The sequence below is a fragment of the Sphaerisporangium melleum genome (assembly GCF_014646695.1).
Classification (GTDB): domain Bacteria; phylum Actinomycetota; class Actinomycetes; order Streptosporangiales; family Streptosporangiaceae; genus Sphaerisporangium; species Sphaerisporangium melleum.
On record NZ_BMNT01000015.1, the window covers coordinates 103032 to 116996 of the forward strand.

The following is a 13965-nucleotide window of genomic DNA, read 5'->3' on the forward strand; positions in this document are numbered from 1 at the left end:
GTCGGGCTTTGCCGCGCCTCACCTCTTGACATGCCAACCATAACGGAGCGTGATGTTTGGCGTCCCGGTTCTTGGGTACTCCGTGGAAACCCGGTGACCCTGCGTCAGTGCCGCCGACACGCGCTAGCGTAGCGTTGTGTCCATCGGTGTACCGAAGCCGCTTAACCTGCCGTTCGACCCCATCGAGCGCGCCGCTGATACCTGGCGCGCCCGCTTCGGGCCGTCCTCCGCCATGGCAGCCGTCACATCGATCATGAGAGCGCACCAGATCCTCCTCGGGCAACTGGACACGCTGCTGAGGCCGCACGACTTGACCTTCGCCCGCTACGAGGCGCTGGTGCTGCTCACCTTCAGCCGCACCGGCGCGCTGTCGCTGTCGCGCATCGGCGAGCGGCTCATGGTGCACCCGACGAGCGTGACCAACACCATCGACCGTCTCGAGCGCGCCGGGCTGGTGCGTCGCATGCGCAACCCCAAGGACGGGCGCGGCGTGCTCGCCGAGATCACCGACAAGGGGCGCGAGGTGGTCGGGCGCGCGACGGCCGACCTGATGGACGCCGACTTCTGCATGACGATGTACGGCGAGGGCGATCTCACCGAGATGTTCTCCCTGCTGCGCACCATGCGCGTGGCCGCCGGCGACTTCGCGGCGCGCGAGGAGGGCGACCTGCCCGTCCCGCGGGCCGCAGGCGCCCGGCGGGGCGAGAACGGCGTTCCGCGCGGGAACGCGGAAGGGCCCGTCCCGGAGGACGGGCCCGTAGAGACTCGCTGACCGGCCCGGCGCGGGTCACGTCCTGGACGTGCGCCGCGCCGGGGGCGGCCTGGCGTCCTCCGCCGGCCGGCGGAGGACGGATCAGGCGCGGCTACCGGCCGATGGCGCGCAGGGCGTCCACGATGCCCTTGCCGTAGAAGCCGTTGGAGCCGGTGGTCCCCTCGCACAGGTGCGTGTCGGTGACCGTGGTGCCGGCCGGCAGGTGGCGGGTGTAGGTGTAGGCGGGCGGGTTCGGGCAGGCCGTCTTGGTGGCGGTGCCCTTCAGGACGGTCTCGACGATCGCGGGCGGCAGCGTCTTGCCGCCGTGGCGGAGGTCGCGCACGCCGTACCTGCTGACGATCAGCGCGGCGACGCCGGTGGCGCGCGGCGAGGCCATCGAGGTGCCCTGCAGGTACTGGTAGTACGCGCAGGTCGTCCCGGCGCAGTCCTTGACCACGTAGTTCACCGTCGGGTCGCCGTTCTCGTCGATCTCGCCGTTGGCGATGGCGAGCGACTTGGGATAGGCCGACAGCGTGGCCTTGGTGATGTCACGGGTGTTGTCCGGCGTGTCGTACACGTCGCCGCCGGGGGAGGCCACGTCGACATGCCCGTTGCCGTAGCTGGAGTAGTACGCCTTGCGCTTGCTGATGCCGGTCGAGGACACGGCGACCACGTGCTCGCCCTCGGTCGGCATGGAGACGCAGCTCGGCGGAATGGTGCGGCTGCGGGGAGCCTCACCCGGCACGTCGGCGAAGTCAGGGCTGCTGGTGTCGACGTACGTCTTGGTGTAGTCGGTCGCCTGGTTGCCGGCCGCCGCGATCAGGGTCACCCCGTGCCGATGGGCGTAGTCGAGGGCGCGCTGGGTGGCCTTGATGATCGTGGACTGCTCGATCCGGTCCTCGGGGGAGTCGGCCGGGTTGTCGACGCAGTTGAACAGCCAGGGGTCGATGTAGTAGCTCATGTTGACCACGTCGACACCGATGTCACCGGCGTAGGTCAGCGCGTCCACGGTCGGCTGCAGGAAGAAGTAGCCGGAGTCCTGGCCGGCGCGCAGGTTGACCAGCGTCACCTTCGGGGCCACGCCCGCGATGCCGAGCTTGTTGACCGGCGAGGCGATCGAGGAGGCCACGTGCGTGCCGTGCCCGTCCTCGTCCACGTCGGCCGGGTCGTTGCAGGACTGGTCGGGCTCGTCCTCACACGGGCCGTCGACGACATCGCCGTTGGCGTCGTAGGGGACGTCCACGGTGAAGTTGCGGCTCAGCCGCTTGTTGAAGTTCGGGGCGATGTCGGGGTGCGAGCCGTCGATGCCGGTGTCGAGCACGCCGACGAGCACACCGGGGTCGCCCGGCTCGTACTTGTGCGCCTCCTCGGCGCGGATCTGCTTCATGTCCCACTGCAGATCGGCGAGCGGCTCGGCCTTCGGGGACGGGCCGTGCTTGCCTTGCTTGCCGATGCCGCGCTCGCGGCCCTCGCGCTCGACCGCCCGGGTGTCCCTGGCGGTACGGCCGGTCAGTGCGGCGCGCGCCGTGGTCTTCGGCACGCTGCCGATCACCCGGTCGCGGGCGACGCCCTCGATCCCCGGGGCGGCCGCGACGGCGGAGGCGAACCCCGCGGCGGCGGACGTGACCGTGGCCACTCCGACGGCCTCGTTCGACCGGACCACCGTGCCGCCCGCCGCCTCGATGGCCTTCTGGGCGTCGGCGGCCGCGACGCCCTCCTTGTACAGGACGACGTACTGGGTCGTCGCCGCGGTGTCGGCAGCCGTTCGGGCGGCCTGCGCCGGGAACGCCACTGTCGCGGCGATCACGGCGGCCGCGGCGGTAACGACGAAGACGCGTCTCACACCCACCTCCAAGTGAGCTGAATTCATGCCGAAAGACATCGTTCGCGATAACTGTGCTTTATGACAGATCCGTGAGAATTTGCGATGAAGGCGTGACATAGCGGAGCCCTGTCCTCCGGACCGCCAGCCCGGCGACCATGAGTACGCGCGGGATGCGGCAGGATTGGACTATGAGCCCAGCGGACTTCACTCGACCGGCATCATTGCAGGGGGCCATCGACCTCGGCGCGCGAAAGCAGGCGCTCGAGGCCCAGGCCCGTCGTGAGACGGCGGCGAAGCAGGCCGCCGCGGGCGGCGGAGCCACGGCGCCGGCCGCCGGTGTGATCATCGATGTCACCGACGAGACCTTCGCCACCGAGGTGATCGAGCGCTCCATGCGCACGCCGGTGATCCTCGACCTGTGGGCCACCTGGTGCGAGCCGTGCAAGCAGCTCAGCCCCATCCTGGAGAAGCTGGCCGCCGAGGCGGCCGGCCGGTGGGTGCTCGCCAAGGTCGACGTCGACGGAAGCCCGCAGATCAGCGGTGCGCTGCAGGTGCAGAGCATCCCGACCGTGCTGGCCGTCTTCCAGGGCCAGGCCGTGACCGGGTTCCAGGGCGCGCTCCCCGAGGCGCAGGTGCGCCAGTGGCTCGACCAGCTCATGCAGGCGCTCGCGCAGTACCTTCCCCCCGTCCCCGAGGGGGCGCCGGACGACCAGGGCGCCGCGCCGCAGCCGCAGGCCGACCCCGATCTGCTGGCCGCCGAGAAGGCCATCGAGGACGGCGACCTGGACGCCGCCGCGGCGGCCTACGAGCGGTTGCTCGCCCGCTCCCCGGCCGACGAGGACGCCAAGATCGGCCTGGCCGGGGTGGGACTGGTGCGCCGCACGCAGGACCTGGACGCCGGCGACGTCCTGCGCCGGGCCGCCGCGGACCCGGCGGACGTCGAGGTGCAGACGCAGGCCGCCGACATCGAGATGCTGAGCGGCAGGGTGGACGAGGCCTTCGCGCGGCTGATCGAGACCATCCGCCGCGCCTCCGGCGACCAGCGCGACCGCGCCCGCCGCCACCTGCTCGGCCTGTTCGACACCCTCCCCGCCGGCGACCCCTCGGTGGCCAAGGCCCGCCGCGGCCTCGCCAGCGTCCTCTTCTAGCGCCGCCCCGCCACGCCGGTCTTGCAGAACGGCGCCCTGAGAAGAAGCGAGCGAGCGCGAGACGAGCGCTCGCGAACAACGACGAAGGGCGCCACGAGCACGCCGAGCGGAGCGAGGCCATTAGCACTGCTCGTGGCGCGGCGGTGCTCGGAGGAGGAGGGAGGGTGAGGAACGAGCCCGTACGACGACGAGGAGCGCCGCCTCAAAGGCGCCACGAGCCGCCGAGCGGAGCGAGGCCATTAGACGCAGCACGTCGGGATAAGGCCCTGGTGTCTGGCACGATGGATACTCCCAAGGGGGAGCAGGCGAGCCGGATGCGCCACAGCGAGCACCCGTGCGAGCGCGACCACCACACCCGCAAAGGAGCGGATAGACGTGGCCACCGTGCCGAGCGTGTCGTACTCGATAACCGTCCGTCTTGAGGTGCCCGCGGGGGGCAAGGCCGTCAGCCTGCTCACCCACGCGGTGGAGAACGCCGGGGGCGTGGTGACCGCGCTCGACGTGACCAACGCCGGTCACGAGAAGCTGCGCATCGACGTCACCTGTGCCGCCAGGGACACCGACCACGCGCAGACCATCGTGGACAGCCTCGACGCCGTGGAGGGCGTCGTCATCCACAAGGTCAGCGACCGTACGTTCCTCATGCACCTCGGCGGCAAGATCGAGATGCAGTCGAAGGTGCCGCTGCGCAACCGTGACGAGCTGTCGATGGCGTACACGCCGGGGGTGGCCCGGGTGTCGCTGGCCATCGCCCGCAACCCGGAGGACGCCCGCCGCCTGACCATCAAGCGGAACACGGTCGCGGTGGTGACCGACGGTTCGGCGGTGCTCGGGCTCGGGAACATCGGGCCGGCCGCGGCGCTGCCGGTGATGGAGGGCAAGGCGGCGCTGTTCAAGCGGTTCGCCGGCATCGACGCCTGGCCGATCTGCCTGGACACCCAGGACGTCGACAAGATCGTCGAGGTGGTGCAGGCGATCGCCCCGGGCTTCGGCGGCATCAACCTGGAGGACATCTCGGCGCCGCGTTGCTTCGAGATCGAGCGCCGGCTGCGCGAGCTGCTGGACATCCCGGTGTTCCATGATGACCAGCACGGCACGGCCATCTGCGTGCTGGCCGCGCTCACCAACGCGCTGCGGGTCGTGGGCAAGTCGCTGCCCGAGGTCAAGATCACGATGGCCGGCGCGGGGGCGGCGGGCACGGCGGTGCTGCGCCTGCTGCTCGCGGCCGGGGCGCGCAACGTCGTGGTGTGCGACTACCTGGGCGCGGTGCACAAGGGCCGGTCCGACCTGGACGCCTCGCTGATGTGGATCGCGGAGAACACCAACGCCGACGGGTACAGCGGTGACCTGCGCGGCGCGGTCAAGGGCGCGGACGTGTTCATCGGCGTGTCGGCGCCCGGCATCCTGACCGGTGACGACATCGCGACGATGGCCGACAAGGCCGTGGTGTTCGCCCTGGCGAACCCCGAGCCGGAGGTCTCGCCGGACGACGCCCGGGAGCACGCGGCGGTGGTGGCCACCGGCCGGTCGGACTACCCGAACCAGATCAACAACGTGCTGGCGTTCCCGGGTGTCTTCCGCGGCCTGCTGGACGCGCAGTCGCGCACGGTCACCGAGTCCATGCTGCTGGCGGCGGCCAACGCCCTGGCCAACGTGGTCGCCGTCGAGGAGCTCGGCCCGAACTACATCGTCCCGAGCGTGTTCCACCCCGATGTCGCGACCGCGGTCGCGGCGGCGGTGCGCGACTCGGCGGGCGGCCGGGCGCGCGGCTTCACCGAGGCCTGACCGGCGCGGTCGTTCTCGTCCCGCACTCCTGGCCATGACGGGCCGGGAGAGCGGGGAACGAGGACGTCAGCCGAGCGGGGTGGGGTGACGGCGCGGGCCATAGATGGGGCGGGGGCGCATCAGCGGCCCGGCGGGGACGCGGCGCGGCCAGATCACCGCGACCCCCCACAGCATGCCGCCGAACAGGACGAGCGCGACGGCGGTCGCCATCTTGCCGTACAGGTCGGCGGACGGGCCGGTGTAGGGGAGCCGGTCGACGCCATGCCGGTGCAGCAGCGGGTTGTACCGGTGGGCGCGCAGCGGGTTGTCGCGCCGCTCCGCGTGGCTCTCCCCGCGGCTCTCGTCGTCGCTCGAACCGTCGCTCTCGGTGTAGACGCTCTCGCGGTAGACGCCGTACTCGCGCGGCCCGGACTCCCCGGACGGCTCCGACCGCCCGGCGCCGGTCTCGCAGCCGGAGTAGATGCGGTAGGTGGTGGTGCCCTGGCCGTGGATGGCGACGGCGACGCGCTCGCTGCGGCCGGGTTCGAGATAGACGGGGACGGCGCGCTGCACGCCGGGCCACAGCACGCCGTTGCGGATCAGTGTGCCGCCCCGGTGGACGGAGTATTCGGTGACGTCGCGACCGCGCGGGGCGGTCATGATGACGTCGGCTCGGCCGGACGGGCACTCGACCCGCGAGACGCGCACCTCGATGCGCCCGCCCGCCGGGTCGCTCGCGTCGCGGCCCGTGAGGCCGGCGGCGTACGAGGCCCCGGCGGCGGGGACCCCGGCGGCCGCCCCCGCCGTGAGGAGAGCCAGCAGCATGAGGCGGTTCATCTGGGCCCTTCCTTTCCCGCATGGCGCGGAGTCGCCGAACCGATGTGATCCTCCAGGCCTCGATCCTACATACCGACAGTGCCCGATCGGCAGCATGGAGTAACATATGGCGAGGTGACAGCCACATGAGGGCAGGGGCGGGCGCACATTCGCCACCTGACACGTCATGATGGATGCATGGCGGAGGCGATCTACGTCGGCGGGCTGCTCGTGGCGACGCCACTGCTTGACGACCCGAACTTCCGGCGCGGTGTCGTGCTGATCCTGGAGCACGACGAAGACGGTGGCACGCTGGGCGTCATGCTGAACCGTCCGAGTGAGATCAGCGTGACCCAGGTGCTCCCTTCGTGGGACTCCCTGGTGTCGGGTCCTCCGGTGCTCTTCGAGGGAGGGCCGGTGCAGACCGACAGCGCGCTCGCTCTGGCGTCGGTGCCGAGCGGTCAGGAGCCGCTCGGCTGGCGGCGGCTCCACGCGGCCGGTTCGGCGGTGTCGAAGCTCGGCACGGTGGACCTCGACGCGCCCCCCGAGATCCTGGCCGGCGAGATCACGCAGATGCGCATCTTCGCCGGGTACGCCGGTTGGACGGCGGGTCAGCTCGAGAACGAGATCCGCGAGGGCTCCTGGTACGTCGTGGAGGCCGAGCCGGGCGACACCTTCGACTCGCGGCCGGCGAACCTCTGGCGGTCGGTGCTGCGGCGTCAGCCCGGCGAGCTGGCGTTCGTGGCGACCTGCCCGGACGATCCCAAGCTGAACTGATCCCAGCCGGGGCGCAGCGCCGCCTCGGCGAGGCATAGCGCGTTCTCCACGCTCGTGACCAGGTCGTCGAGGTAGGCCTCGCCGTCGACGGAGCATTCCATGCCCACGCGGACCGCGGACGTGACGAACGCGACGAGCAGGCGAGGGCGCGGGTCGGTGCCCGGGTCGGTGCCCTGGCGCCGGGCGATCTCGGCGGTGAGCCGCTTCTCGATCTCGATCATCCGGGCGATGCTGGTGCACAGCAGGCCGGGGTTGGCCTCGATGACCCGGCGGTGCCGCACGAAGCGTTCGGCGGACTCGGCGGTGTCGGCCTCCATCGAGTGGACATAGGCGCGGAAGGCGTGCGCGAGGGCGGTGAACGGCGGCTCGTCCGGCGGCCGCGCGGCCAGGGCGCCGGTGACGCGCTCGGCGTAGTCGACGGTGAAGTCGAGGGCGAGGTCTTCCTTGCTGCCGAAGTAGCGGAAGAACGTGCGCGGTGAGATCTCGACGGCGGCGGCGATCTGGTCGACCGTGGTGGCCTCGTACCCCTGGTCCAGGAACAGCCGTGTGCCGGCGTCGATGAGGGCCTGCCGGGTCTGGTGCTTCTTGCGTTCGCGCAGACCCATGTCCGTTACCTCCTTGTCACCTTCGCTTCACATTATGCCATAAGTCATGATCTGTCGTATAAAACCGTTTGTCAGATGTCACGCTCTGCCATAAATTACGGGAAGTCGACTCATCTTTCGAAACGGGGGAGTTCTTCCATGGCTCAAGCGCTGGCCGCGCCGGCGGACGCGCCGGCCCGACGCGGCCACGGGCATCCGTGGCTCACACTGCTCGCGGTCGCGCTCGGCGTGATCATGGTGATGCTCGACGGAACGGTCGTGGCCATCGCCAACCCGGTCATCGGCCGGGATCTCGGGGCCTCGCTCTCCGACCTGCAGTGGATCACCAGTGGCTACCTGCTCGCCCTGGCCGTCTTCCTGATCACCGCGGGCAAGCTGGGTGACCTGTTCGGGCACAAGCGGGTCTTCCTGGTGGGCATCGCCGGTTTCGCCGTCACCTCGCTCGCCATCGGCCTGACCTCCTCCATCGGCGTGCTGATCGCTCTGCGGGTGCTGCAGGGCCTGTTCGGCGCGCTGCTCCAGCCCGCCGCGCTCGCGCTGCTGCGCGCCGCCTTCCCCGCCGAGCGGCTGAACATGGCGATCGGCATCTGGGGCGCCGCGATCGGCGTGTCCAGCGCCGCGGGCCCGATCGTCGGCGGCCTGCTGGTGGAGAACGTGAGCTGGCAGTCGGTCTTCTTCATCAACGTCCCGGTCGGCGTGGTGGCGCTGCTGGTCGGCCTGTGGGTCGTCAAGGAGAGCAGGTCCGAGTCGCTGTCCAAGGTGGACGCGCCGGGCGTGGTGCTGCTGTCGGGTGCGATGTTCTGCCTGGTCTGGGCGATCATCAAGGCCCCCGAGTACGGCTGGGGCGACGCCAGGACGATCGCGTTCTTCGCGGGGGCCATCGTGCTGGCCGCGGCCTTCGTCTTCTGGCAGACCCGCGCGGCCGAGCCGCTGCTGCCGCTCAGCCTGTTCCGCAACGCGTCGGTCGCGATCGGCACCGTCCTGATGGTGCTGATGGCCTTCTCCATGTTCGGCGCGATGTTCTTCCTCACGTTCTACTTCCAGGGCGTCCACGGGCTGTCGCCGCTGGAGTCGGGCCTGCGGATGCTGCCCATGAGCGCCGGCATGATCGTCGCCTCACCGCTGGCCGGCGCGGCGCTGAGCAGGTTCGGGCCCAAGATCCCGATCGCGGCCGGCATGGCGATCACCGCGGTCTCGATGTTCCTGCTCTCCCGCCTTGGACTCACGGCCGGCTACGCCGACACCGCGATCCCGTTCGTGCTGCTCGCGTTCGGTCTGTCCCCGGTCATGGTCGGCGCGACCGAGGTCATCGTCGGCAACTCCCCCGAGGAGCACAGCGGCGTCGCGGGCGGCATGCAGCAGTCGGCCATGCAGGTGGGCGGCTCGCTGGGCACCGCCGTGCTGGGCGCGCTGATCACCGCCAAGGTGGCCGACGTGCTGCCCGGCCACCTGGCCGCCGTGCACATCCCGGCCACGCCGGCGCAGGTGGAGGCGATGAAGAACGCCGTCGCGCTCGGCGTCGCCCCGGTGCCGCCGGGCAGTCCGCAGGCCGTCGCCGACGCGCTGACCCAGGCCGCCCACTCCTCGTTCCTGGACGGCATGCACTTCGGCTTCACCGTGAGCGTCGCGGTCGCCGTGCTGGCCGCGATCCTCGCCCTGTTCGTCAAGGCCGGCCGCAAGACGCAGGACGCCGCGATCCACCTGGCGTGAGCCGTCCCCGTCCGCCACGGCGGACGCCCCGCGTTCCCGCCCGGGCTTCGATCACCGGGCCCGGGCCGGACGCGGGGTTCGCCCGTCCGAGGGGCCCTTGGCGCACGTAGACTCGGATGTCGTGAGCACGAAGATCCTTCCCGAGAGCGAAGTCCGGCCGAACCTCTCGCACGGTGACGAGGGTGACCACGAGCGCTTCTCGCACTACGCCGACAAGAACAAGATCACCGAGAGCATGGTGACCGGCACCCCGATCAGGGCCCTGTGCGGCAAGATCTGGGTGCCCAGCCGCGACCCGAAGAAGTACCCGGTGTGCCCCGAGTGCAAAGAGATATACGAGGGCCTGCCGAAGGGCGAGCCGGCCGAGTGACCGCCGCGCCACGGCCACGCCGGGCGTAACGAGGTCAAGCCGCACAGCTCGTGGCGCGACGAAGGGCGCCGCCCCGAAGGCGCCACGAGCCCGCCGGGCGGAGCGAGGCCAAGAAGCGCTGCTCGTGGCGCGGCGGTGTCCTGAGGAGGAGTGAGCGAGTGCGAGGGACGAGCGCTCGTGAACGACGACGAGGGGCGCCGCCTCAAGGGCGCCACGAGCCCGCCGAGCGGAGTGAGGCCAAGAAGCACAGCGGAATGCGGAGCGTTATCCGCTGACCGAGTGTTGTTACCGGCCGATCGGGGCCGCGAGGGCTAGCGTCAGCACTCTGACCTGAGCAAACGGGGGAGTGCATGGTGCGGCGCACGGTGGCCGTGTCTTTGGCGTGCCTTTTCGCGATCGTGGGCCTGCCCGGCCCCGTGCGCGCGAAGGCCGCGCGCGGGTGCGGCCAGGCCGCCGGCCCGTCGTGGTCGGCGAGCCGAGGACCTGAGCCGCACGGGAGCAGTGGTGAGACGGCCGGGCCGCCGCGGATGGCGGGCCGGGGCCCCGAGCCGCGGGCGATGAACGGCCAGGAGGCCGCCCGCATGCTCGCCGAGATGCGCCGGCGGCTGCAGGCGCTGCCCCCCGGTGCGCGCGCGAGCACCGTGACCGTGCCGCTGTGGGTGCACGTGATCACCGATGGCCAGGCGGGGGCGCCCGCCGCCGCGGTGACCACCCAGGTGGAGACGCTGAACGCCGCCTACGGGGGGCGTCTGGGCGGGGTGGACACCGGGGTGCGGTTCGTGCTGAAGGGGGTGACCCGCACCGAGAACCGGGTGTGGTTCCACCAGCCGCTCGCCAACGAGGGCGAGATGAAGCAGCGGCTGCGCAAGGGCGGTCCCGAGACGCTGAACCTCTACGTCGCGCAGTTCGGCGAGCTCGTGCTCGGCTACGCGACCTACCCGCACTGGTACCAGACCCATCCGGCCATGGACGGGGTGGTGGTCGACTGGCGCAGCCTGCCGGGCGGCGCGCTGCGCGACTTCGGCAAGGGGTACACGGCGGTACACGAGATCGGTCACTGGCTCGGCCTGCTGCACACCTTCGAGAACGGCTGCGCCGCGCCGGGCGACTCGGTGGACGACACCCCGCCCGAGGAGACCCCGACCCAAGGGTGCCCGGACCGCAAGGACACCTGTACCGAGCCCGGCGACGACCCGGTGCACAATTTCATGGACTACGCCCACGACAGCTGCATGTCGGAGTTCACCGCGGGCCAGGCCGCCCGCATGCGCGACATGCTGGCCGCCTACCGCAGCTCGCCCGCCTGAACCGTCCCCGCCGGGTCGTGTGACCCAGGGTGGGCCTTTCACGGGACGGCCGGTCGGCGTACGGCGCCGCCGGGCGGAGCCGCGTGGCCGATCATCCGCACCTGCCGTGCCGGAACGGTCTTCGACCCGATGGGCGCACCGGACAATATCGCCATGTCCACATTTGCCCACAGAGCCGCCGTGACGCCCGCGATGGACGGGCACTGGGTCAGCACCTGGGGGGCGATGCCGCAGCTCACCGAGCCGGACAACATGCCACCGGCCCCGTTCGCCGAGGACGGCCTGGTGTTCGCCGACAGCACCCTGCGGCAGACCGTCCGCACCAGCATCGGCGGGCGGCAGACGCGGCTGCGCTTCTCCAACGCCTTCGGTGGCACGGCGCTGCCCATCACCCGGATCGCGGTCGCGCTGCCGGTCGGCGGGCGGGCCGGCGTCGGCGGCATCAGGCCCGCCACCTCCCGGCCGGTGACCTTCCACGGCAGGCCCGGCGTCGTCATCCCGGCCGGGGCGCTGGCCGTTTCCGACCCGCTGGACTTCGAGCTCGGCCCACGGTCCAACGTCACGGTGACGGTGCACCTGGCCGAAGGGCAGGCGGGCGACGCCGTCACCTCCCACCCCGGTTCCCGGACCACCTCGTACCTGGTGCGCGGCGACCACGTGGACGACGCGGACCTGCCGGGGGCGGCGCGCACCGACCACTGGTATCTCCTCAGCGGGCTGGAGGTGTGGGCCGGGCACACCACCGCGGCGGCGGTGATCGTGGGCGACTCGCTCACCGACGGCCGGGGCTCCACTGTCAACGGCAACGACCGCTGGCCGGACCGGCTCGCCGACCGCCTGCACGCCCGGCCCGGCGGCGGCGAGGTGGCGATCGTGAACCAGGCCGCGGGCGGCAACCGGGTGCTCGACGACGGTCTCGGCCCGAACGCCCTGTCCCGGCTCGACCGCGACGTCTTCGCGCAGAGCGGCGTGAGGTGGCAGGTCGTCTTCGAGGGCGTCAACGACATCGGCACCGCCGCGGCGAGCGAGGCCGCGCAGCGGAAGGTCGCGGGCGACCTGATCGCCGCCTACGACCAGATGATCCTGCGCGCCCACGCCCAGGGCATCCGGATCTACGGCGCGACGCTGACCCCGATCGGCGGCAACGAGTCCTACGACGACCCGGGAGGGCACCGCGAGGCGGCCCGGCAGGCGGTCAACCGGTGGATCCGTACCAGCGGCCGGTTCGACGCCGTCATCGACTTCGACGAGGCCGCCCGCGACCCGGCCGACCCACGGCGGCTCATGCCCGCCTATGACGTCGGTGACCACCTGCACCTCACCCCGGCCGGCTACCGGGCCCTGGCCGACGCCGTCCCCCTCGACCTGTTCCGCGACGCCCCGCTCCCCTGGGGCTTCGCCTTCGGCTGACCCCGGCTCCGCGCCCGCCGGGTGCCGAAAGTGACCGCGCTTTCGCCTTCGGTGGCCGACTTGGCGACCATTCATCGGTTTTCCGTTGACGCGGGGGGCGTACCGGTGCGGATACTCGGTGCACGGAGGAGGTGGCGTGGACGAGCACCGCACCGGGCGGCGGCCGTACGGTGACCCCGTGTGGCCACCGCCGGAGGAGGAAGGGCTGCCGCCGTCGGCGCGGCTGTACGGCGCCCCCGCGACGCCTTCGGGGGTCAGGGTGCCCTTCTGGGTCCGGCGGACGGCGCTGTTCGCCGCCGCCGTGGCCGTGGGGGCGGCGCTGGTGGCGGGAGTGGTCGCCTTCGTGGCGGGCCGGCTGAACCAGCCCGCGGTCCCGGTCGTGGTCCAGGACGGCATCGCCGGGGTGAGCTACACGGCGCCGCCGGGGTGGCGGCTCGGAACGGTCCCGCCGGTCACGGGGTTCACCTCGGCGGTGACCCTGGGCGAGTCGGCGGTCGTGATGGCCCGGCCCGGTGACGGCGTGCCCACGGGCGGGCCGCGCGCCGCCGCGCTCCAGTTGGCCGACGTGTACGGGCGGCTGCTGCTGCACGGCGACACCGTGGGGGTGGTGGACGACCGGGCGGTCGAGGCGAACGGGTGGACCGGCCACTCCCGGGCGCTGCGCGCGACCTACAGCGACGTGGTGAACCAGCCGTCCTATCTCCGGGTGACCTTGCTCACCAAAGACGGCGAGAGCGTGGTCATGCTGGGCCTCGCCCAGCCGGACACGCCCGAGCGCCGGGCCGAGATGGACGCCGTTCTGGCAGGCGTTCGCTGATGCCCGGTGACCTGCGAGGAAGGGAGCGGGTGCCGCCGCGGCGGGTGCCGCGGGACGGCGGGCATGCGCGGGGGAGGGCGCGCGCCGGCGGTGTCCCCGCTATCGTGGCTTCACTGTGAGGGAGCCAAACGAGCGCGACGAGATCGACTTTGGGGGCGCGGGCCGAGCCGGGGTCCGCGGAGACCGTCTGGCAAGGAGGGCGGCGTGAGCTCCTTTGCCGCGTCCCATCTGTCACCTTCCTATCCCGACCGCGCCGCATGGGGCACCGCCCCCAAGCTACGCGCCTGGCAGCAGGAGGCCTTCGACCTCTACTTCCGGCGCGAGCCGCGCGACTTCCTGACCGTCGCGACGCCCGGCGCCGGCAAGACGACCTACGCGCTGCGCATCGCCAGTGAGCTGCTCAGCCGGGGCATCGTGCGGGCGGTCACCATCGTCTGTCCCACCGAGCACCTCAAGCGCCAGTGGGCCGACGCCGCGGGCCGGGTCGGCATCGCGGTCGACCCCGAGTTCAAGAACAGCCAGGGCGTCACCTCGCGCGACTACACCGGCGTCGCGCTGACCTACGCCCAGGTGTCGATGCACCCCGCGCTGCACCGCGCCCGCACCGAGGCCCGCAGGACTCTGGTGATCTTCGATGAGATCCACCACGCCGGTGACGCCAAGTC

The 13965-nt window shown here is 71.7% G+C and carries 11 protein-coding genes and 2 pseudogenes; 10 read left to right on the plus strand and 3 right to left on the minus strand.

Annotation, left to right across the window (positions count from 1 at the left end):
- Positions 1–142 precede the first annotated feature (142 nt).
- A pseudogene (locus IEY93_RS15120) lies at positions 143–646 on the plus strand (MarR family winged helix-turn-helix transcriptional regulator); the annotation flags it as partial.
- Between the two features lie 217 nt (positions 647–863).
- Here the strand turns inward: IEY93_RS15120 and IEY93_RS15125 are convergent.
- The gene (locus IEY93_RS15125) at positions 864–2594 is read right to left on the minus strand and encodes a S8 family serine peptidase (RefSeq protein ID WP_203968505.1); all 1731 of its coding nucleotides are present in this window, start codon (positions 2592–2594) and stop codon (positions 864–866) included.
- Between the two features lie 170 nt (positions 2595–2764).
- Here IEY93_RS15125 and IEY93_RS15130 point away from each other — a divergent pair, with 170 nt between their 5' ends.
- Positions 2765–3724, plus strand: coding sequence for a tetratricopeptide repeat protein (locus tag IEY93_RS15130; RefSeq protein ID WP_189163687.1), 960 nt, complete (start codon positions 2765–2767; stop codon positions 3722–3724).
- Positions 3725–4099: 375 nt separating this feature from the next.
- The gene (locus IEY93_RS15135; protein ID WP_189163688.1) at positions 4100–5509 is read left to right on the plus strand and encodes an NAD-dependent malic enzyme; all 1410 of its coding nucleotides are present in this window, start codon (positions 4100–4102) and stop codon (positions 5507–5509) included.
- Between the two features lie 66 nt (positions 5510–5575).
- Here IEY93_RS15135 and IEY93_RS15140 read toward each other — a convergent pair whose 3' ends face one another.
- A complete protein-coding gene (locus IEY93_RS15140; RefSeq protein WP_189163689.1) occupies positions 5576–6325 on the minus strand; it encodes a hypothetical protein in 750 nt (249 codons plus the stop codon).
- A gap of 177 nt (positions 6326–6502) precedes the next feature.
- Here IEY93_RS15140 and IEY93_RS15145 point away from each other — a divergent pair, with 177 nt between their 5' ends.
- A complete protein-coding gene (locus IEY93_RS15145; RefSeq protein WP_189163690.1) occupies positions 6503–7081 on the plus strand; it encodes a YqgE/AlgH family protein in 579 nt (192 codons plus the stop codon).
- Here the strand turns inward: IEY93_RS15145 and IEY93_RS15150 are convergent.
- Complete coding sequence (locus IEY93_RS15150; RefSeq protein WP_189163691.1) at positions 7024–7686, minus strand: TetR/AcrR family transcriptional regulator; 663 nt, start codon at positions 7684–7686, stop codon at positions 7024–7026. The genes IEY93_RS15145 and IEY93_RS15150 overlap by 58 nt on opposite strands.
- Positions 7687–7824: 138 nt before the next feature.
- Between IEY93_RS15150 and IEY93_RS15155 the strand changes: the two genes are divergently transcribed.
- The 6 genes and pseudogenes from IEY93_RS15155 to IEY93_RS38145 all read left to right on the plus strand — a co-directional run.
- Positions 7825–9396 (plus strand): DHA2 family efflux MFS transporter permease subunit, encoded by a 1572-nt coding sequence (locus IEY93_RS15155; RefSeq protein WP_189163692.1) that lies wholly within the window; start codon positions 7825–7827, stop codon positions 9394–9396.
- A gap of 121 nt (positions 9397–9517) precedes the next feature.
- Entirely contained in the window at positions 9518–9766 is a 249-nt protein-coding gene (locus IEY93_RS15160) for a DUF3039 domain-containing protein (RefSeq protein ID WP_189163693.1), read from the plus strand.
- 557 nt (positions 9767–10323) lie between these two features.
- Positions 10324–11073: a zinc metalloprotease gene (locus tag IEY93_RS15165; protein WP_229691147.1), complete on the plus strand. Its 750-nt coding sequence runs from the start codon at positions 10324–10326 to the stop codon at positions 11071–11073.
- A 153-nt stretch (positions 11074–11226) separates the two neighbouring features.
- Positions 11227–12483 carry an SGNH/GDSL hydrolase family protein gene (locus IEY93_RS15170; protein WP_203968506.1) on the plus strand — a complete coding sequence of 419 codons (1257 nt, stop codon included), beginning with the start codon at positions 11227–11229 and terminating at the stop codon, positions 12481–12483.
- Between the two features lie 136 nt (positions 12484–12619).
- Positions 12620–13300: a hypothetical protein gene (locus IEY93_RS15175; RefSeq protein ID WP_189163696.1), complete on the plus strand. Its 681-nt coding sequence runs from the start codon at positions 12620–12622 to the stop codon at positions 13298–13300.
- Positions 13301–13528: 228 nt separating this feature from the next.
- A pseudogene (locus IEY93_RS38145) lies at positions 13529–13965 on the plus strand (DEAD/DEAH box helicase); the annotation flags it as partial.